This is a genomic window from Neisseria sp. RH3002v2f, from assembly GCF_014596375.1.
GTDB classification, from domain to species: Bacteria; Pseudomonadota; Gammaproteobacteria; order Burkholderiales; family Neisseriaceae; genus Neisseria; species Neisseria cinerea.
Window position 1 is genome coordinate 1 of record NZ_MAYZ01000020.1, and the last position, 16,239, is coordinate 16,239.

A 16,239-nucleotide genomic window follows, 5' to 3' on the forward strand; every position below is an offset into this window, starting at 1 on the left:
CAGGACCGTGAAACGACTCAGCGCCGATGATAGTGTGGTTCTTCCATGCGAAAGTAGGTCACTGCCAAACACCCATTCAGAAAACCCCCGGATATCCGGGGGTTTTTGCTTTGCCAGGAAAAAATGTTGGGGGTGGTAGGACGGTATCTGTACGGTGTCTGGTTGGGTTTGTAGAGGGACGACTTGAAACTTTTGGATATTCATTTTAAAATGACGTAATTTTATTATTTACCACACGTTGAAGGAAAAACCATGAAAAAAATGTTTGTATTGTTCTGTATGCTGTTCTCCTGCGCCTTCTCTTTTGCTGCGGTAAACGTCAATGCCGCTTCCCAGCAGGAATTGGAGGCGCTGCCGGGAATAGGTCCGGCAAAGGCAAAGGCCATTGTGGAATACCGTGCGCAAAACGGTGCGTTCAAGTCTGTGGACGAGTTGACAAAGGTTAAGGGTATCGGCCCTGCGGTGTTGGCGAAGCTGAAGGACCAGGCTTCTGTCGGTGCGCCTGCGCCTAAGGCCCCAGCCAAACCGGCTATACCCGCAGCTAAAAAATAGGGCGTAAGTGCCGATAAAGTGCCGTCTGACCATAGGTTGGGCGGCGTTTTATTGTGTGTACTTTATAGTGGGGCAGGGTGTTTGATTTCGTTATGGCTGTATTGATGGAATTAAAATCTGCTGTTTCGGTAATGGTTGCTTATGAGAGTAAAGTCAACTATTGCATGCCCGCTCAAGAGAGAATGGGGCGTACATATTTGACTTTAATTGACTATGTGCCGTCTGAAAATTGGTTTTTAGACGGCATTTCCGGTATGTGTGAAACAATGAGGTAAACTGCGCTACGGAATATTTCTGTTGCAAATGGGCAAAGGCGGCACTTCTATATTGCCTTTCATGCGTAAGGGAATTAGAACGTTGCGGCTACGCGGAAGCCGTATTTGTTGTCCTTTGTACGATCCATTTCGGTTTTGTCGCTATCCAAGACGAACTCGGCAGACTCGCGGGTTGCGCGGTGACGGTAGTACGGACCAAATTTCATGTTGAGACCGTCGGTCAGTTGTTTGCCCTCATTCAGACTGGAGCTAAATTCCCATACTTTGGTGCTTGCGCTTCCCCATTTGAGTGGTCGCCACTTTGGTTTTGCTGCGTAAATCCACACGGGGATCTGTTCGCGGAGTTATGGATCAGCCTTCATCAAGGTCTTGACGGATTTCGCCGTCTACTTGTAGGGTAAGGAGTTCACTTTGTGGAGAGACAGGCGTAGCCGTCGCTCCTTTCTCCCAGAGGACGTTCCGCTTGGATGTACTGTATCCCCGACTAATGCTGCTACGGATCCTGTTTTCTGCAATGAAGATAAGTTAAAAAGATTGCAGGGAAATGCCCACTTATCAATTAAATCTTTTCTCAATTAATTCGTTTATTTTCTTTTCAAGGGTTTCTGTGTATTTTTGGTTGTTTCGGTTTTGTCGTGCAGGTTTGCCCAAATGAATGGCGAGTATTGTTTTTATCAATCTGTTTTCTTCTTCTTTGGAATAAAATTTCTAAAATATTAAAAATATGAAATTTAAAATCTATAAAAAAATCTTTGTCTGTTATTTTGGAATAAAATAGCTTTGCGGTGGACTGTTGTGCTTGTTATGGTTATACAAACCATGTAATCTATATATAAACCCAATCAAGAAAGATACCCGATGACACACCATTACCCCACTGACGATATTAAGATTAAAGAAGTTAAAGAACTGTTGCCGCCGATTGCCCATCTTTACGAGCTGCCGATTTCCAAAGAGGCTTCGGGTCTGGTTCACCGTACGCGCCATGAGATTTCGGATTTGGTGCATGGTAAGGATAAACGGCTCTTGGTCATTATCGGGCCGTGTTCGATTCACGATCCGAAAGCGGCGTTGGAATATGCGGAGCGTTTGTTGAAACTCCGTAAGCAGTATGAAAACGAGCTTTTGATTGTGATGCGAGTTTATTTCGAGAAGCCGAGAACGACGGTGGGTTGGAAAGGTTTGATTAACGACCCGCACTTGGACGGAACATTCGATATCAATTTCGGTTTGCGTCAGGCGCGCAGTCTGTTGTTATCACTGAATAATATGGGCATGCCTGCCTCTACCGAATTTTTGGATATGATTACACCCCAGTATTATGCCGACCTGATTTCTTGGGGGGCAATCGGTGCACGGACGACTGAAAGCCAAGTTCACCGCGAATTAGCAAGCGGTCTGTCCTGTCCCGTCGGCTTTAAAAACGGTACGGATGGTAATTTGAAGATTGCAATCGATGCAATTGGTGCGGCGAGCCATTCCCATCATTTCTTGTCTGTAACTAAAGCCGGACATTCCGCCATTGTCCATACCAGTGGCAATCCAGATTGTCATGTTATTTTGCGGGGCGGTAAAGAGCCGAATTATGATGCGGAACACGTCAGTGCTGCGGTTGAGCAGTTAAAGGCGGCCGGTGTAAATGATAAGCTGATGATTGATTGCAGCCATGCTAACAGCCGCAAGGATTATACCAAGCAGATGGACGTGGCACGGGATATTGCCGCCCAATTGGAACAGGACGGGAGCAATATTATGGGTGTAATGGTAGAAAGCCATTTAATAGAAGGCAGACAGGATAAGCCGGAAGTTTACGGTAAGAGCATTACCGATGCGTGTATCGGTTGGGATGCGACTGAAGAACTGTTGGCATTGTTGGCGGGTGCCAACAAAATACGTATTGCTCGGGCAAGTTGAGATTTTTGATACGGAATATCATAAAATGCCGTCTGAAGCTTTCAGACGGCATTTTTATGGAGACGACATGACTAAAATAACCTTAATTGCAGCGTGTGCGGAGAATCTGTGCATTGGGGTAGGAAACGCCATGCCTTGGCATATTCCGGAAGATTTTGCATTTTTCAAAGCATATACCTTGGGGAAGCCGGTAATAATGGGACGGAAAACATGGGAGTCTTTACCGGTCAAACCCCTGCCTGAAAGAAGAAACATTGTTATTAGCAGGCAGGCGGATTATTGCGCGGCAGGTGCGGAAACGGCGGCAAGTTTGGAGGCTGCATTGGCATTGTGTGCCGATATGGAGGAAATCGTTATTATGGGCGGTGCGCAGATATACGCACAAGCGATGCCGTTGGCGACTGACCTGCGGATAACCGAAGTCGGCCTGACTGTGGAAGGTGATGCGTTTTTCCCTGAAATAGACCGGATGCATTGGAAAGAGGCGGAGAGGACGGAACGACGTGTTAGCAGTAAAGGGACAGTATATGCATTTGTACATTATCTCAAAAGATAATCGTAAGGCAGATGCCGTCTGAATGTATTTCAGACGGCATTTTATTTCCAGGTTGAGAACGGGTGTTTGCTCAAGTATGCATTGGTAAACATGCCGTCCGAGGTGATTTCCCGTCCCAGCCAGTTCGGACGCTCAAAATCGGCATTCTCGTCGGGCAACTCGATTTCCGCAACGACCAAAGGCGCATTATCGCCAAGAAAAACATCGATTTCAAATAGGCTGCCGCCCCACCTGACCGGATATCGCCATTTTTCCATTTTAAACGGGCACATCGTTTCCATCATCTTTTCGGCATCTGCAAGCGGGATTTCGTATTCAAACTCACTGCGGCTGAGTTCCGAAATATAGCCTTTCAGTGTCAGCCACGCCCTTTGTCCGACAATACGGACACGGACGGTACGTTCTTTCTCGACAGAAAGATAAGCCTGTTTCAAGAGCAGCGGCTCATCGGCGTATTGATGCCATTTGTCGTTTTCAATCAAAAAGCGGCGTTCGATTTCTACCGTCATAAGGCACTCCGTCAAAACGGTTTGAACACAACCAGGTAAAGCGCACCTATCATCAGCAGTACAGGGATTTCGTTAAATACGCGATACCAGCGGTGTGAGAAAGTATTGCTGTAATTCTGAAAACGACGCAGCAGCACGCCGCAATACAGCTGATAGGCCAAGAGCATCAACCCCAAACACAGTTTGACATGTACCCAACCGCTGCCCCACCAACCGGCGGCAAACGGTATCGCCGAGCCGAACACGACCGCACCGAAACCTAAAGGGGACATAAAACGGTACAACCGCACCGCCATGCCCGACAGACGCACATACTCGGGATTGCCGCGCGGCGCACCGATCATTGCCATATTGACAAAAATCCTCGGCAGGTAAAACAGGCCGGCAAACCATGAAATAACAAAAAACAGGTGAAACAGTTTGAACCAAGAATACATAAATGCCAGCACATCATACTGAAAAGCGGTATTGTACAGGCAAACCGTCCGTGAAACATGATAAAATAAGGCATACAGACGGATTAAATATAATCGTTACCGAAAACGGAGGAAAAATGCTCAAATCCATCGAACTCAATTCGCATGTCCGCAACCGGCTTGCTGAATATCTGAAAAGCCGCGGTTTGGATTTTCAGGCAGCCATGCAGGAAGAAGAGGGCAATAAAGAAATTGCCTCAATTATTCATGGCGGCCTGCCCATACTGGTTCGCAAACTGTATTCTGAACAAAAAATGCAGAAGTTTTTTTGGGACAAAAAAGAACTGATTATGACCTATATCGGTCAGCAGCTCGGCAGATAGTTTTTCGAAGTCAGCCGCCCTCCGTTTTCAGGTAGGGCGGCTGTTTTTATAGCGTACTCATTCGAATAATACGGCATCGCCCGTCATCCGGTACTGCCCGTACCGTCTTTACCTTGATGGCTTATTTATCTTTATTGAAATCTATGCCGCCATATTTGCCGATAAAAAACGGCCGGGTGTTTCAGACGGCATATTCGGCATATTTGGTATCGGCGTTTAAAACGGTAACGTAAAAAACTGGTACAATCCCCAATTGATAATGATTGTTTTTAGAAAGCTGTTTTATGACTGCACAAAACAGATGGGTATTGCTGCTACCTTTGTTGGCAACAGCGGCATACGCCGAAGAAATACCGCATGGACCTGATTTGAGAAACAAGCCCGAGTTCAAGCTCCATGAAGTGGAAGTTAAACCCGTCAACAGGGAAAAGATATCGGAACAGGTACAGGAAAAAGGGAAAGTTTTGCAGATTGATGGAGAAACCCTGCTGAAAAATCCCGAATTACTGTCGCGTGCCATGTATTCCGCAGTGGTCTCAAACAATATTGCCGGTATCCGTGTTATTTTGCCGATTTACCTAAAACAGGCGCAGCAGGATAAGATGCTGGCACTTTATGCACAAGGGATTTTGGCGCAGGCAGACGGTAGGGTGAAAGAAGCGGTTTCCTATTACCGTCGGCTGATTGCCGTCCAGCCCGATGCGCCCGCCGTCCGTCTGCGCCTTGCCGCCGCATTGTTTGAAGACAAACAAAACGAGGCAGCGGCAGACCAGTTTGACCGTCTGAAAACAGAAGACCTGCCGCCTCAGCTTATGGAACAAGTCGAACTGTACCGCAAGGCATTGCGTGATCGGGATGCGTGGAAATTCAACGGCGGATTCAGCGTCACCCAAGAGCGAAATATCAACCAGGCTCCGAAACAGCAGGAATATGGAAAATTTACGCTCCCAAAACAGGTGAACGGTACGGCAGTCAATTATCAGATCGGCGCGGAGAAAAAATGGTCGTTGAAAGACGGATGGTATGCGACGGCGGGCGGCGACTTGTTCGGCAGGATTTATCCGGATAACACGAGATTTAACGACATGACGGCGCGCGTATCTACCGGTGCAGGCTATTCGGATCAGCGTAAAGATATAGGGCTGACGGTATTCCACGAACGCCGGACCTACGGCAACGATGCCTATTCTTATGCCAACGGCGCAAGGGTAAGTTTCGACTATTGGCTGGCGCAGAAACTGCAGATGCTTACCGCCGTGGAAACAGGTTATCTGAAAAATATACGGTATGACCGTTCAAACAACAAAAACCTCATGTTGAGCCATTCCTTGATTTACTATCCCAATGCGCGGCAATATTGGATGGGCGGTTTGGATCTTTACCGCGAGCGCAACCCCGCCGACCGGGGCGACAATTTCAACCGTTACGGCATGCGTTTTGCTTGGGGGCAGGAGTGGGGCGGCAGCGGTTTGTCCTCGCTGCTTCGGGTCGGTGTGGCGCAAAGGCGTTATGAAAAACCCAGCTTCTTCAGCAGTTTTAAAGGGGAAAGGCGCAGGGATAGGGAACTGGATACTTCGTTGAGCCTTTGGCACCGTGCGTTGCATATTAAAGGCATCACGCCGCGCCTGACCTTGTCGCACCGTGAAACATGGAGTAACGATGTGATGAATGAATACGAAAAAAACAGAGCGTTTATTGAGTTTAACAAAACGTTCTGATGTTCGTCGCAAAGTGAGAAATGCCGTCTGAAACCGGATTCAGACGGCATTTTTACAGTGGGGAAGACTTAGGCTTCGACAACTTTGCCGCGCAGGGAGAAGGTGTAGGCCTCGGTGATTTCCAAATCGATCATTTGGTTAATCATGTCGGGTGTGCCGGTAAAGTTGACCACGCGGTTGTTGGCGGTACGGGCTTGCAGTTGGTCGGGGTCTTTTTTGGAGATACCTTCGACCAGGCAGCGTTGAATCGTGCCGACCATGGTTTGGTTGATGCGCGCGGTTTCGGCTTCGATGACTTCGTTCAAAGCTTCGAGGCGGCGCACTTTTTCTTCATGCGGCGTGTCGTCGTGCAGGTTGGCGGCAGGCGTGCCAGGGCGCGGACTGTAAATAAAGACGAAGCTCAAGTCGAAGGCAATGTCTTTGACCAGTTTCAAGGTTTGCTCGAACTCACGCTCGGTTTCGCCCGGGAAGCCGACAATAAAGTCGGAGCTGAGGCACAAATCAGGACGGATGGCGCGCAGTTTGCGGATGATGGATTTGTATTCCAAAGCGGTGTAGCCGCGTTTCATCGCACTCAATACGCGGTCGGAACCGCTTTGAATCGGCAGGTGCAGGTGTGAAACCAGCTTCGGCAGGTCGCGGTAGCACTCGATAATCGCGTCGGTAAATTCGCGCGGATGGCTGGTGGTAAAGCGCAGGCGTTCGATGCCGGGGATTTCGTGGACGATGCGCAACAAAGTGGCAAAGTCGCAGATTTCGCCGTTTTCCATTTCGCCGCGATAGGCGTTGACGTTTTGGCCTAAGAGGTTGATTTCTTTAACGCCTTGTTGCGCCAAACCGGCAATCTCGGTCAATACGTCGTTGAGCGGGCGGGAGAATTCTTCGCCGCGGGTGTAAGGGACGACGCAGTAAGAGCAGTATTTGGAACAGCCTTCCATAATGGAAATGAATGCCGAACCGCCTTCTACGCGCGCAGGCGGCAGGTGGTCGAATTTCTCGATTTCGGGGAAGGAAATATCGATTTGCGAGAGACCGGTGGTTTCTTTATCGACGATAAGTTTGGGCAGGCGGTGCAGCGTTTGCGGACCGAAAACCACGTCCACATACGGCGCGCGTTTGACGATGTTTTCGCCTTCTTGCGAGGCGACGCAGCCGGCAACGCCGATGATGAGGTCGGGATTTTTTTCTTTGAGCGGACGGACGCGCCCCAAATCGGAGAAAACTTTTTCTTGCGCTTTTTCACGCACGGAACAGGTGTTGAACAAGATGATGTCGGCGTCGTCGGGCTGGGTAACCTGCTCGATGCCGCCGTGTTCTTCGGCAAGGACAGACAGCATTTTTTCGCTGTCGTACTCGTTCATTTGGCAACCGAAGGTACGGATAAATACTTTTTTCATGGTTTGTGTCTTTCTCAGGCAGCCGTAATTGCGGGGCTGATTGTTGTTGGAATGAAAAAATTTCAGACGGCATGACGGTGCCGTCTGAAAATCGGTGCGGATTATAGCACGATGTGGGTTTTGTAAACAGAATATTGTTTTTAATATGAATTTATACGGTTTTGATGGCTGTATTCGGTTGATACCAGTAATCACAGTCGTGAGGGAATTACAGCAAGCGTTTCCTTAAAAGATTGGGTAAACAATCAAAAACAAAATGGCATTGCCCCAATCAGAAAAGCACGTTTCTATGGTACAGCCACAAATGTGAAGAATGATTACGCCGATGTTCTACAGAAAAACGGCTATACCTATACGGGTGCAGACGGTAAAATTTATAACAGCGGAGCCTATTCGATTGTGCATGACAAGGATTTTGTGGGGAACAAATGGATACCTTTCTTATTAGGAACCAATGACACCACACAAGGTGCATGTAAGGGATTTTGCTATTCGCATAGCAGTTATTTTGCGGAAGTGCCTGAACAGTATCAAAGGGATAGGAATGGTGAATATATCCTTGATAAGAACAACAACAAAATAGAAACAGAAGATTGGAAAGACTATAAGGGGAAATGGGGTGTTCCTAAAATGGGTGATGACGGCAAATATATCAATCATGCTATTCCGAAATTAGTGTATCCGAATAAACTCAATGGTGAGCAATATGAAGAAAACCCGTTCTAATATGGTATTGATACTGTTTTGCTCAACAATATTAACTGGCTGTTTTGGTAGTTGCGGGGACTGGAATTGTTCAGGTAATCCGCGATGGAACGAAAAAGTTAATGATTGTTATAGTAGAAACCTTGAAGTTGTTAAGCAACAATTAGGATATAAAAAATACGGTGGTGATATTGTTCGTTTCCATAGCGAAGTGCAAGATAGCGAAATTGGACAACATATCTCTACGCAATGTATTTACTATAGCGGTAAATATGATATTCATAAAGATAAGCAGTATGGTCATTTGTTTGTGAAATAGCTAGTAATGATAGCAAATACATAAATCACGCTATTCCTAAATTAGGCAATCCAAACAAACCAAATGGAGAAAAATATGAAGATAAACCATTTTAATATAGCATTACTTTTTGTTTCCACCATGATGCTAACAGGATGTTTTGGTCATTGTGCGGATTTTAATTGCACGAGACTCGATCCACGCTGGGTAAAAGCAGTTGATACATGCACAACTAAAAATCGCACAATAGTGTTACAAGTATTAGGGGAAGATTTAGGATACAAATCTCTCATTGAGGTACAAGACAGTAAAATTGGTCAACACATTTCTTCTCAATGTATTTACCATAGCGGTAAATATGATATTCATAAAGATAAGCAGTATGGTCATTTGTTTGCAAAATGATTACGCCGATGTTTTACAGAAAAACGGCTATACCTATACGGGTGCAGACGGTAAAACTTATAACAAATGTTTGGCTTTAATGGGAGGTGTGTATGAAACCGGTTGTATGGGCGGCATTGCTGCTGTGTGCGTGTACCAGCAATTTCGGCGACAGGGAACATCAGTTCCTGCGTTATCAGACGGAAGAGGGAATCGCACAAACGGTTGTTAAAGGTAAAACAACCCGGGCGGAGGTAGAGGCACGTTTCGGGAAGCGCAACCCTTTCGGCTGTTATGCCTATCATGAAGTCAGCCTGCCTATTTATAATTTTTTGCCGACCAATTTCATTTATATGAAATCAGAACGCCGGCATTGGGAGTGGTGTGTGGATTATGACGGGGAGGGAGTTGTCCGGGACTACCGCTTTACACATAAAGTTGAAAAAGACGAGCATTCCGTCATCCGGGATACGGTTGACGTTATCCGCAAAGAAGCGGGCAAATCCTTGGCGAAACCTGAAAAATGATAAAATAGCTTTTTCTGTTTCAGAACCTAAAACCTGCCTTTAGGATGGAATTTAAGGATATATATGAACCGTAACGAAATTTTATTCGACCGCGCCAAAGCCATCATCCCTGGCGGCGTGAATTCCCCCGTCCGCGCATTCGGCAGCGTCGGCGGCGTGCCGCGCTTTGTCAAAAAAGCCGAAGGCGCGTATGTTTGGGACGAAAACGGCACGCGCTACACCGATTACGTCGGTTCGTGGGGGCCTGCGATTGTCGGACACGCGCACCCCGAAGTCATCGAAGCCGTGCGCGAAGCCGCGTTAGGCGGTTTGTCGTTCGGCGCGCCCACCGAGGGCGAAATCGTCATCGCCGAAGAAATCGCCAAAATCATGCCGTCCGTCGAACGGCTGCGCCTCGTCAGCTCCGGTACCGAAGCCACTATGACCGCCATCCGTCTGGCACGCGGTTTTACCGGCCGCGACAAAATCATCAAATTTGAAGGCTGCTACCACGGCCATTCCGACAGCCTGTTGGTGAAAGCAGGCAGCGGTCTGCTCACCTTCGGCAATCCTTCTTCCGCCGGTGTGCCTGCCGACTTTACCAAACACACTTTAGTCCTCGAGTACAACAATATCGCTCAATTGGAAGAAGCCTTTGCTCAAAGCGGCAATGACATTGCCTGTGTGATTTTGGAGCCTTTCGTCGGAAATATGAACCTTGTCCGCCCGACCGAAGCCTTCGTCAAAGCCCTGCGCGAATTGACCGAAAAACACGGCGCTGTGTTGATTTACGACGAAGTGATGACCGGTTTCCGCGTCGCGCTCGGCGGCGCACAATCGCTACACGGCATCACGCCCGACCTGACCACGATGGGCAAAGTCATCGGCGGCGGTATGCCGCTTGCCGCGTTCGGCGGCCGTAAAGACATCATGGAATGTATTTCCCCGCTGGGCGGCGTGTATCAGGCAGGCACCTTGTCGGGCAACCCGATTGCCGTCGCCGCAGGCTTGAAAACGCTGGAAATCATCCAGCGCGAAGGCTTCTATGAAAACCTGACCGCCTTGACACAACGCCTCGCCAACGGTATTGCCGCCTCTGCCAAAGCGCACGGCATCGAATTCACCGCCGACAGCGTGGGCGGTATGTTCGGCCTGTATTTTGCCAGCCATACGCCGCAAAACTACGGCGACATGGCACGTTCCAATATCGACGCTTTCAAACGCTTTTTCCACGGTATGCTCGACCGCGGCATTGCCTTCGGCCCGTCCGCTTATGAAGCAGGTTTCGTTTCCGCCGCGCATACGCCGGTTTTGATTGACGAAACGGTCGCCGTAGCAGGTGAAGTGTTCAAAGCGATGGCAGGCTGATTGCCGAAAGTTAAAAATGCCGTCTGAAATGCAAACAGCGTTTCAGACGGCATTTTTTGTTTCTTATTCCGTATCGGGTTTGGTGGCGGAAATCAGAAAGTGTTCGCGGTAGTGGCGCATTTCTTCGATACTCTCCAAAATGTCGTCCAATGCCTTGTGCGAACCGCGTTTGACGACGCTTTTGGCAACGGGTGGATTCCAGCGCTTGGCAAGCTCTTTGAGCGTGGAAACGTCAAGGTTGCGGTAGTGGAAGTAGTTTTCCAGTTTCGGCATATATTTGACCATGAAGCGCCGGTCTTGGTGGATGGAGTTGCCGCACATCGGCGTGGCGCGTTCGGGTACCCATTCCGACATAAAGTCCAGCAGTTTCTGTTCGACTTCGGCTTCGGTATGCGACGATTCGCGTACGCGCTGTGTCAGCCCCGTCCTGCCGTGTGTGGCGGTGTTCCACTCGTCCATATTGTTGAGCAGCTCGTCACTTTGGTGGACGGCGTAAACTTCGGATTGCGCCAATACATTCAAATCCGAGTCGGTAATAATCATCGCGACTTCGATAATGCGGTCGGTTTCGGGATTCAGCCCCGTCATTTCCATATCGAGCCAGCAGAGGTTGTTTTTGTCCTGCATGATGTTTCCTTTGCTTGTCAGCGTTTTATCCCGCTCAATCGCGCCCATCCTTCTTCGGTTTCCGCAGGATCGAGATCGAACCATTGGCTGTAAATGCCGCTGAGTTCTTCGATTTGTTCGTCCAACAAACCGGATAACACGATGCGGCCGCCTTGTTTGGTGCGGGCGGCAAGCATTTCGCCGAGCATACGTAAAGGGTTGGCGAGGATGTTGGCGACAACTACGTCGAATTGCCCTTGAGGCAGGCCGTCGGGCAGGAAGAATTGTGCATCGACGTTGTTTTGTTCGGCGTTGTCCTTGCTGGCACGGATGGCCTGTTCGTCAATATCGACGCCGACGGCAGAACCTGCGCCGAGTTTGAGGGCGGCGATGGTCAGGATACCTGAACCGCAGCCGTAGTCGAGGACGCTTTCGCCGTTTTTGAGTTGTGTATCCAACCATTTGAGGCAGAGGCGCGTGGTCGGGTGGCTGCCGGTTCCGAAGGCGAGGCCGGGATCGAGGCGGAGGTTGACGGCAGTGCCTTCGGGGGCTTCGTGCCAAGAGGGGGTAATCCACAGGCGTTCGGAAATTTGGATGGGGTCGAATTGCGCTTGGGTCAGGCGTACCCAGTCTTGGTCTTCGAGGGTTTCGCCGGTGTATGCCAAGTCTTTTAATCCGCATTCTTGTGCGGCGGTTTGGATGATGGCGGCGGCTTCGTCGTGTTCGCCAAATAAGGCGATGACTTTGCTCTGCTGCCAGATTTGTTCGGTCGGCATACCGGGTTCGCCAAAGATGGCTTGTTCGTTTTCAGTGCCTGCATAGGCATCTTCAATGGCGGCGGAGAGTGCGCCGTGTTCCATCAGGGTGTCGGCGAGGCGTTCGGCGACGGCATCGTTGACGTTGATGGTGATTTGTTGGTAAGGCATAGAGGGCTTTCTTAACAGACCTTCGGAATAGGGTCGTACTGTATAAGGGGATGAGTGTGTAACGGAAATGCCGTCTGAAAACGGACAAACTGTTTCAGACGGCATATCGGGGACGGCTTATTTGTCCTGTTTGGCTTTGCGATCTTCCAGCCAGTGTTCCAAATAGTGGATGCTGACGCCGCCTTTTTGGAAACCTGGGTCGTTGAACAAGTCGCGGTGCAGCGGCGTATTGGTTTTGATGCCGGTAATCGCCAGCTCGGCAAGGGCTACGCGCATTTTAGCCATGGCTTGGTCGCGGTCTTTACCGACGACGCAGACTTTGCCGATCAGGCTGTCGTAGTAAGGAGGGATGCGGTAGCCTTGGTAAATATGGCTGTCGACGCGGATACCGAAGCCGCCGGGCAGATGGCAGCTTTCAATCAGACCCGGGCTTGGGATGAAGTTGTACGGATCTTCGGCGTTGATACGGCACTCAAACGCGTGGCCTTCGACTTGAATATCCTTTTGTTTGTATTGCAACGGCAGGCCGGCCGCGATGCGCAATTGCTCTTGTACGATGTCCACGCCGGTGATGAGCTCGGTAACCGGATGCTCAACCTGAACGCGTGTGTTCATCTCGATAAAGAAGAACTCGCCGTCTTCGTACAGGAATTCAAACGTACCTGCGCCGCGATAGCCGATGCGTTTGCAGGCGTCGGCACAGGCTTTGCCGATTTTGGCGCGTTCTTTTTCAGTGATGAACGGAGCCGGTGCTTCCTCGATGACTTTTTGGTGGCGTCGCTGCATGGAGCAGTCGCGCTCGGCAAGGTAGATGGCGTTGCCGTGTTCGTCGGCAATCACTTGGATTTCGACGTGGCGCGGACGTTGCAAATAGCGTTCCATGTAAACCATCGGGTTGCCGAATGCCGCGCCTGCTTCGGCTTTGGTCATTTCGACAGACTGGAGGAGGTCTTCTTTTTTCTCGACGACGCGCATACCGCGGCCGCCGCCGCCGCCGGAGGCTTTGATAATGACGGGATAACCGACTTTATCGGCGATTTTGAGGATTTCTTCGCCGTCGTCGGGCAATGCGCCGTCAGAGCCGGGAACACAAGGCACGCCCGCTTCGATCATGGCGTGTTTGGCGGATACTTTGTCGCCCATCAGGCGGATGGTATCTGCTTTAGGGCCGATGAAGATAAAGCCCGATTGTTCGACCTGTTCGGCGAAATTGGCGTTTTCGGCAAGGAAGCCGTAGCCGGGGTGGATGGCATCTGCATCGGTAACCTCGGCGGCGGCAATAATGGCGGGAATATTCAGATAGCTTTGCGCCGAGGAGGCGGGACCGATACACACGGATTCGTCGGCGAGTTTGACGTGCAGGCTGTCTTTGTCGGCTTCGGAATGGACGGCGACGGTGGCGATGCCCATTTCACGGCAGGCTCGCAGGACGCGCAGGGCGATTTCGCCCCGGTTGGCGATCAATACTTTTTTCAGCATGATAATCTTTCCGGATGGTTCAGACGGCCTCAGCGGCCGCCTAATGCGTTGCGGATTTTTTGGTCGGTTTTGTATTGGCTCAAGGCGTAAACCGACCACATGGCTGCCGGTATCCAGCCAACCAGCGTACATTGCAGAATCAGACAGATGATGCCTGCAAACGGACGGCCAATGGTGAAAAACTGCAACCAAGGCAAGAAAATAGCCAAAATCAGACGCATGGTTTGTCCTTTAATGAACAGAAAAAGGAATTTCAGACGGCCTTAAAGTGAAGGCCGTCTGAAAAAGCGGATTATTCAATGATGAAGAGCGGCTCGCCGTATTCGACCGGAGTACCGTTTTCGACCAGGATTTCTTTGACCGTACCGGATTTTTCGGCTTCAATTTCGTTCATCAGTTTCATCGCTTCAATGATGCACAAGGTATCGCCTGCTTTAACTTGTTGTCCGACTTCGACAAATGAGGAGGCATTCGGGCCGGGTGCGCGGTAGAACGTACCGACCATAGGTGATTTTTGCGCATTGGACAAATCTCGGGCTGCAGGTGCTGCGGCAGGCGCGGGGGTTGTTGCGACGGGTGCCGGTGCAGGTGTGGCAGCCATGACTGCGGCAGGTGCGGGTGCGGCATAAACTGGTGCCGCTGCGATGGTTCGGGTAATGCGGACTTTTTCTTCGCCTTCGGTAACTTCGATTTCGGCAATACCGGATTCTTCAACCAGATCGATCAGTTTTTTTAATTTGCGCAAATCCATTTTTGTTCCTTTAACGGCTGCCGGTTTTTCGGCGGGCTGTTGCGTTGGTTTTTCAGAAAACAGCCGACTTGCGGCAACGGCGCAAACCGGGCGGAATTAGGGTTTGGAAAAGTTTTTCCAACGGCGGAAAATAACCGTAATAATGTGTTTATTTTCCCGAAGTTGTCGGCAAATGTCCAGTAAAATATTAAAAAACAGCAGTTTTTGGCGGAAATATGCAGGAGGTCGGTTTGGTATGCGAGGTATGCTTTGTCGAGAGTTTTTATTCTAATTTATTGGTTTTTCGGACAAAGATGCCGTCTGAAAAAGATAAGTGCGTATAATGGACGCTGTTCCGAATGAAAGTGTCACAATGGATATCTCAGATTTTGATTTTACCCTGCCTGAAAAGCTGATTGCCCAGCATCCGCCCGAAGTGCGCGGCAGCAGCCGCCTTTTGGTTGCGTTGCCGGATATGCCCCTGCAAGACCGGGTATTCGGCGATTTGCCCGATTATGTCGGCGAGGGCGACGTTTTGGTATTCAATAACACAAAGGTGATGAAGGCGCGGCTGTTTGGTCAAAAAGACAGCGGGGGCAGAATCGAGGCTTTGATTGAGCGTGTTTTAGATAGTCATACCGCACTGGCGCATATCCGTTCGTCCAAGTCCCCCAAGCCCGGTATGGGCTTGGTGTTTGAAGGCGGTATTCGCGCCGTGATGGTCGAGCGTGTAGGAGCGTTATTCTGTTTGCGTTTTGAAGGTGGTCAAACCGTTTACGAACTTTTGGAACAGAACGGCCATTTGCCTCTGCCGCCTTATATCGAACGTACCGCCGATGCGGATGACGACAGCCGTTATCAAACCGTTTATGCCAAATATCAGGGGGCGGTCGCCGCGCCGACGGCGGGTCTGCATTTTACCGAAGAACTTTTGCGTCGCCTGAAAGACAAAGGCGTAGAAACCGCAGAAGTAACCTTGCACGTTGGTGCGGGAACATTCCAACCAGTGCGTGTGGAAAAAATCGAAGAACACAAGATGCACAGCGAATGGTTTGAAGTGCCGTCTGAAACCGTCGCCGCCGTTGAGGCGGCAAAAGCCCGGGGGAATAAAGTCTGGGCGGTCGGCACGACTTCCATGCGCGCCCTCGAGTCTGCCGCGCGCGAGACGGGATACTTGAAAGACGGACAGGGCGACACCGATATTTTCATCACGCCGGGCTACCGTTTTAATGTTGTCGACAGGCTGGTTACCAATTTTCATTTGCCGAAATCGACGCTGCTGATGTTGGTCAGCGCGTTTTCGGGTATGGGTCATATCCGCGCCGTGTATCGTCATGCGGTTGAACGTGAATACCGTTTCTTCAGCTACGGCGATGCGATGATTTTGGGGCGGAACGAAGGGGGTGGGCTTTAAACCGCCGCTGTCCGTTGCAAGACAGATGCCGTCTGAACCGTGGTTCGGGCGGTATTTTTATGGATGTCCGGCAGTTAGATAATCCACCGCCTCAAATCGGGGC

General features: G+C 49.9%; 19 protein-coding genes and 3 pseudogenes. 12 read left to right on the forward strand and 10 right to left on the reverse strand.

Features of this window, described 5'->3' with window-relative positions; all coding sequences use genetic code 11:
- Window positions 1–183 precede the first annotated feature (183 nt).
- Window positions 184–552, forward strand: a pseudogene (locus BBW69_RS03995) (helix-hairpin-helix domain-containing protein).
- 349 nt (window positions 553–901) lie between these two features.
- Here the strand turns inward: BBW69_RS03995 and BBW69_RS10110 are convergent.
- The gene (locus BBW69_RS10110) at window positions 902–1,153 is read right to left on the reverse strand and encodes a hypothetical protein (RefSeq protein WP_308019251.1); all 252 of its coding nucleotides are present in this window, start codon (window positions 1,151–1,153) and stop codon (window positions 902–904) included.
- Window positions 1,154–1,685: 532 nt separating this feature from the next.
- On the opposite strand from BBW69_RS10110, the gene aroG reads away from it, so the two are divergent.
- Window positions 1,686–2,741, forward strand: coding sequence for a 3-deoxy-7-phosphoheptulonate synthase AroG (aroG, locus tag BBW69_RS04005; RefSeq protein WP_003676888.1), 1,056 nt, complete (start codon window positions 1,686–1,688; stop codon window positions 2,739–2,741).
- 67 nt (window positions 2,742–2,808) lie between these two features.
- A complete protein-coding gene (locus tag BBW69_RS04010; RefSeq protein ID WP_188210626.1) occupies window positions 2,809–3,297 on the forward strand; it encodes a dihydrofolate reductase in 489 nt (162 codons plus the stop codon).
- Between the two features lie 41 nt (window positions 3,298–3,338).
- Here the strand turns inward: BBW69_RS04010 and BBW69_RS04015 are convergent, their stop codons facing one another.
- Together BBW69_RS04015 and BBW69_RS04020 are read right to left on the reverse strand one after the other, a co-directional pair.
- Complete coding sequence (locus tag BBW69_RS04015) at window positions 3,339–3,806, reverse strand: CYTH domain-containing protein (protein ID WP_188210490.1); 468 nt, start codon at window positions 3,804–3,806, stop codon at window positions 3,339–3,341.
- 11 nt (window positions 3,807–3,817) lie between these two features.
- The gene (locus BBW69_RS04020; protein ID WP_002249959.1) at window positions 3,818–4,243 is read right to left on the reverse strand and encodes a CopD family protein; all 426 of its coding nucleotides are present in this window, start codon (window positions 4,241–4,243) and stop codon (window positions 3,818–3,820) included.
- Between the two features lie 116 nt (window positions 4,244–4,359).
- Between BBW69_RS04020 and BBW69_RS04025 the strand changes: the two genes are divergently transcribed.
- A complete protein-coding gene (locus tag BBW69_RS04025; RefSeq protein WP_107961128.1) occupies window positions 4,360–4,605 on the forward strand; it encodes a hypothetical protein in 246 nt (81 codons plus the stop codon).
- Window positions 4,606–4,889: 284 nt separating this feature from the next.
- Entirely contained in the window at window positions 4,890–6,323 is a 1,434-nt protein-coding gene (locus BBW69_RS04030; protein WP_188210491.1) for a surface lipoprotein assembly modifier, read from the forward strand.
- A 68-nt stretch (window positions 6,324–6,391) separates the two neighbouring features.
- On the opposite strand, the gene miaB is transcribed toward BBW69_RS04030, so the two are convergent.
- Window positions 6,392–7,720, reverse strand: a complete 1,329-nt coding sequence (miaB, locus tag BBW69_RS04035) for a tRNA (N6-isopentenyl adenosine(37)-C2)-methylthiotransferase MiaB (protein WP_188210492.1) — start codon at window positions 7,718–7,720, stop codon at window positions 6,392–6,394.
- 306 nt (window positions 7,721–8,026) lie between these two features.
- Between miaB and BBW69_RS04040 the strand changes: the two genes are divergently transcribed.
- The 6 genes and pseudogenes from BBW69_RS04040 (at window position 8,027) to hemL (ending at window position 10,981) form a co-directional block, all read left to right on the forward strand.
- Window positions 8,027–8,446 carry a hemagglutinin gene (locus BBW69_RS04040; RefSeq protein WP_223169946.1) on the forward strand — a complete coding sequence of 140 codons (420 nt, stop codon included), beginning with the start codon at window positions 8,027–8,029 and terminating at the stop codon, window positions 8,444–8,446.
- Window positions 8,427–8,744, forward strand: coding sequence for a hypothetical protein (locus BBW69_RS04045; protein ID WP_033915418.1), 318 nt, complete (start codon window positions 8,427–8,429; stop codon window positions 8,742–8,744). Before BBW69_RS04040 ends, BBW69_RS04045 begins: the two co-directional genes overlap by 20 nt.
- A 75-nt stretch (window positions 8,745–8,819) precedes the next feature.
- Window positions 8,820–9,128 (forward strand): hypothetical protein, encoded by a 309-nt coding sequence (locus BBW69_RS04050; RefSeq protein ID WP_188210493.1) that lies wholly within the window; start codon window positions 8,820–8,822, stop codon window positions 9,126–9,128.
- Window positions 9,082–9,192: pseudogene (locus BBW69_RS10115) on the forward strand (hemagglutinin); the annotation flags it as partial. The gene BBW69_RS04050 and the pseudogene BBW69_RS10115, both read left to right, overlap by 47 nt.
- 28 nt (window positions 9,193–9,220) lie before the next feature.
- Window positions 9,221–9,634, forward strand: coding sequence for a glucosamine-fructose-6-phosphate aminotransferase (locus tag BBW69_RS04055; RefSeq protein ID WP_107997059.1), 414 nt, complete (start codon window positions 9,221–9,223; stop codon window positions 9,632–9,634).
- 63 nt (window positions 9,635–9,697) lie between these two features.
- Window positions 9,698–10,981: a glutamate-1-semialdehyde 2,1-aminomutase gene (gene hemL / locus BBW69_RS04060; RefSeq protein ID WP_188210494.1), complete on the forward strand. Its 1,284-nt coding sequence runs from the start codon at window positions 9,698–9,700 to the stop codon at window positions 10,979–10,981.
- A gap of 63 nt (window positions 10,982–11,044) precedes the next feature.
- Here the strand turns inward: hemL and orn are convergent, their stop codons facing one another.
- The 6 genes and pseudogenes from orn to BBW69_RS10120 form a co-directional block, all read right to left on the reverse strand.
- Complete coding sequence (orn, locus tag BBW69_RS04065) at window positions 11,045–11,608, reverse strand: oligoribonuclease (RefSeq protein WP_188210495.1); 564 nt, start codon at window positions 11,606–11,608, stop codon at window positions 11,045–11,047.
- Between the two features lie 17 nt (window positions 11,609–11,625).
- Window positions 11,626–12,513 (reverse strand): 50S ribosomal protein L11 methyltransferase, encoded by an 888-nt coding sequence (gene prmA, locus BBW69_RS04070; protein ID WP_188210628.1) that lies wholly within the window; start codon window positions 12,511–12,513, stop codon window positions 11,626–11,628.
- A 117-nt stretch (window positions 12,514–12,630) separates the two neighbouring features.
- A complete protein-coding gene (gene accC, locus BBW69_RS04075) occupies window positions 12,631–13,992 on the reverse strand; it encodes an acetyl-CoA carboxylase biotin carboxylase subunit (RefSeq protein ID WP_003676864.1) in 1,362 nt (453 codons plus the stop codon).
- Window positions 13,993–14,021: 29 nt separating this feature from the next.
- Window positions 14,022–14,213 (reverse strand): YqaE/Pmp3 family membrane protein, encoded by a 192-nt coding sequence (locus BBW69_RS04080; RefSeq protein WP_003680299.1) that lies wholly within the window; start codon window positions 14,211–14,213, stop codon window positions 14,022–14,024.
- Window positions 14,214–14,284: 71 nt separating this feature from the next.
- Entirely contained in the window at window positions 14,285–14,743 is a 459-nt protein-coding gene (gene accB / locus BBW69_RS04085) for an acetyl-CoA carboxylase biotin carboxyl carrier protein (RefSeq protein ID WP_188210496.1), read from the reverse strand.
- Window positions 14,725–14,980, reverse strand: a pseudogene (locus tag BBW69_RS10120) (acetyl-CoA carboxylase). Before BBW69_RS10120 ends, accB begins: the two are co-directional and overlap by 19 nt.
- Before the next feature lie 115 nt (window positions 14,981–15,095).
- On the opposite strand from BBW69_RS10120, the gene queA reads away from it, so the two are divergent.
- Complete coding sequence (gene queA, locus BBW69_RS04090) at window positions 15,096–16,136, forward strand: tRNA preQ1(34) S-adenosylmethionine ribosyltransferase-isomerase QueA (RefSeq protein ID WP_188210497.1); 1,041 nt, start codon at window positions 15,096–15,098, stop codon at window positions 16,134–16,136.
- The last annotated feature ends 103 nt before the right edge of the window (window positions 16,137–16,239 follow it).

What these genes read in the sequence shown, in the direction of transcription:
- aroG (WP_003676888.1), top strand. Translation starts at nt 1,686, where the DNA reads ATGACACACCATTACCCCACTGACGATATTAAGATTAAAGAAGTTAAA.
- BBW69_RS04010 (WP_188210626.1), top strand. Translation starts at nt 2,809, where the DNA reads ATGACTAAAATAACCTTAATTGCAGCGTGTGCGGAGAATCTGTGCATT.
- BBW69_RS04015 (WP_188210490.1), bottom strand. Translation starts at nt 3,806, where the DNA reads ATGACGGTAGAAATCGAACGCCGCTTTTTGATTGAAAACGACAAATGG.
- BBW69_RS04020 (WP_002249959.1), bottom strand. Translation starts at nt 4,243, where the DNA reads ATGTATTCTTGGTTCAAACTGTTTCACCTGTTTTTTGTTATTTCATGG.
- BBW69_RS04025 (WP_107961128.1), top strand. Translation starts at nt 4,360, where the DNA reads ATGCTCAAATCCATCGAACTCAATTCGCATGTCCGCAACCGGCTTGCT.
- BBW69_RS04030 (WP_188210491.1), top strand. Translation starts at nt 4,890, where the DNA reads ATGACTGCACAAAACAGATGGGTATTGCTGCTACCTTTGTTGGCAACA.
- miaB (WP_188210492.1), bottom strand. Translation starts at nt 7,720, where the DNA reads ATGAAAAAAGTATTTATCCGTACCTTCGGTTGCCAAATGAACGAGTAC.
- BBW69_RS04045 (WP_033915418.1), top strand. Translation starts at nt 8,427, where the DNA reads ATGAAGAAAACCCGTTCTAATATGGTATTGATACTGTTTTGCTCAACA.
- BBW69_RS04050 (WP_188210493.1), top strand. Translation starts at nt 8,820, where the DNA reads ATGAAGATAAACCATTTTAATATAGCATTACTTTTTGTTTCCACCATG.
- BBW69_RS04055 (WP_107997059.1), top strand. Translation starts at nt 9,221, where the DNA reads ATGAAACCGGTTGTATGGGCGGCATTGCTGCTGTGTGCGTGTACCAGC.
- hemL (WP_188210494.1), top strand. Translation starts at nt 9,698, where the DNA reads ATGAACCGTAACGAAATTTTATTCGACCGCGCCAAAGCCATCATCCCT.
- orn (WP_188210495.1), bottom strand. Translation starts at nt 11,608, where the DNA reads ATGCAGGACAAAAACAACCTCTGCTGGCTCGATATGGAAATGACGGGG.
- prmA (WP_188210628.1), bottom strand. Translation starts at nt 12,513, where the DNA reads ATGCCTTACCAACAAATCACCATCAACGTCAACGATGCCGTCGCCGAA.
- accC (WP_003676864.1), bottom strand. Translation starts at nt 13,992, where the DNA reads ATGCTGAAAAAAGTATTGATCGCCAACCGGGGCGAAATCGCCCTGCGC.
- BBW69_RS04080 (WP_003680299.1), bottom strand. Translation starts at nt 14,213, where the DNA reads ATGCGTCTGATTTTGGCTATTTTCTTGCCTTGGTTGCAGTTTTTCACC.
- accB (WP_188210496.1), bottom strand. Translation starts at nt 14,743, where the DNA reads ATGGATTTGCGCAAATTAAAAAAACTGATCGATCTGGTTGAAGAATCC.
- queA (WP_188210497.1), top strand. Translation starts at nt 15,096, where the DNA reads ATGGATATCTCAGATTTTGATTTTACCCTGCCTGAAAAGCTGATTGCC.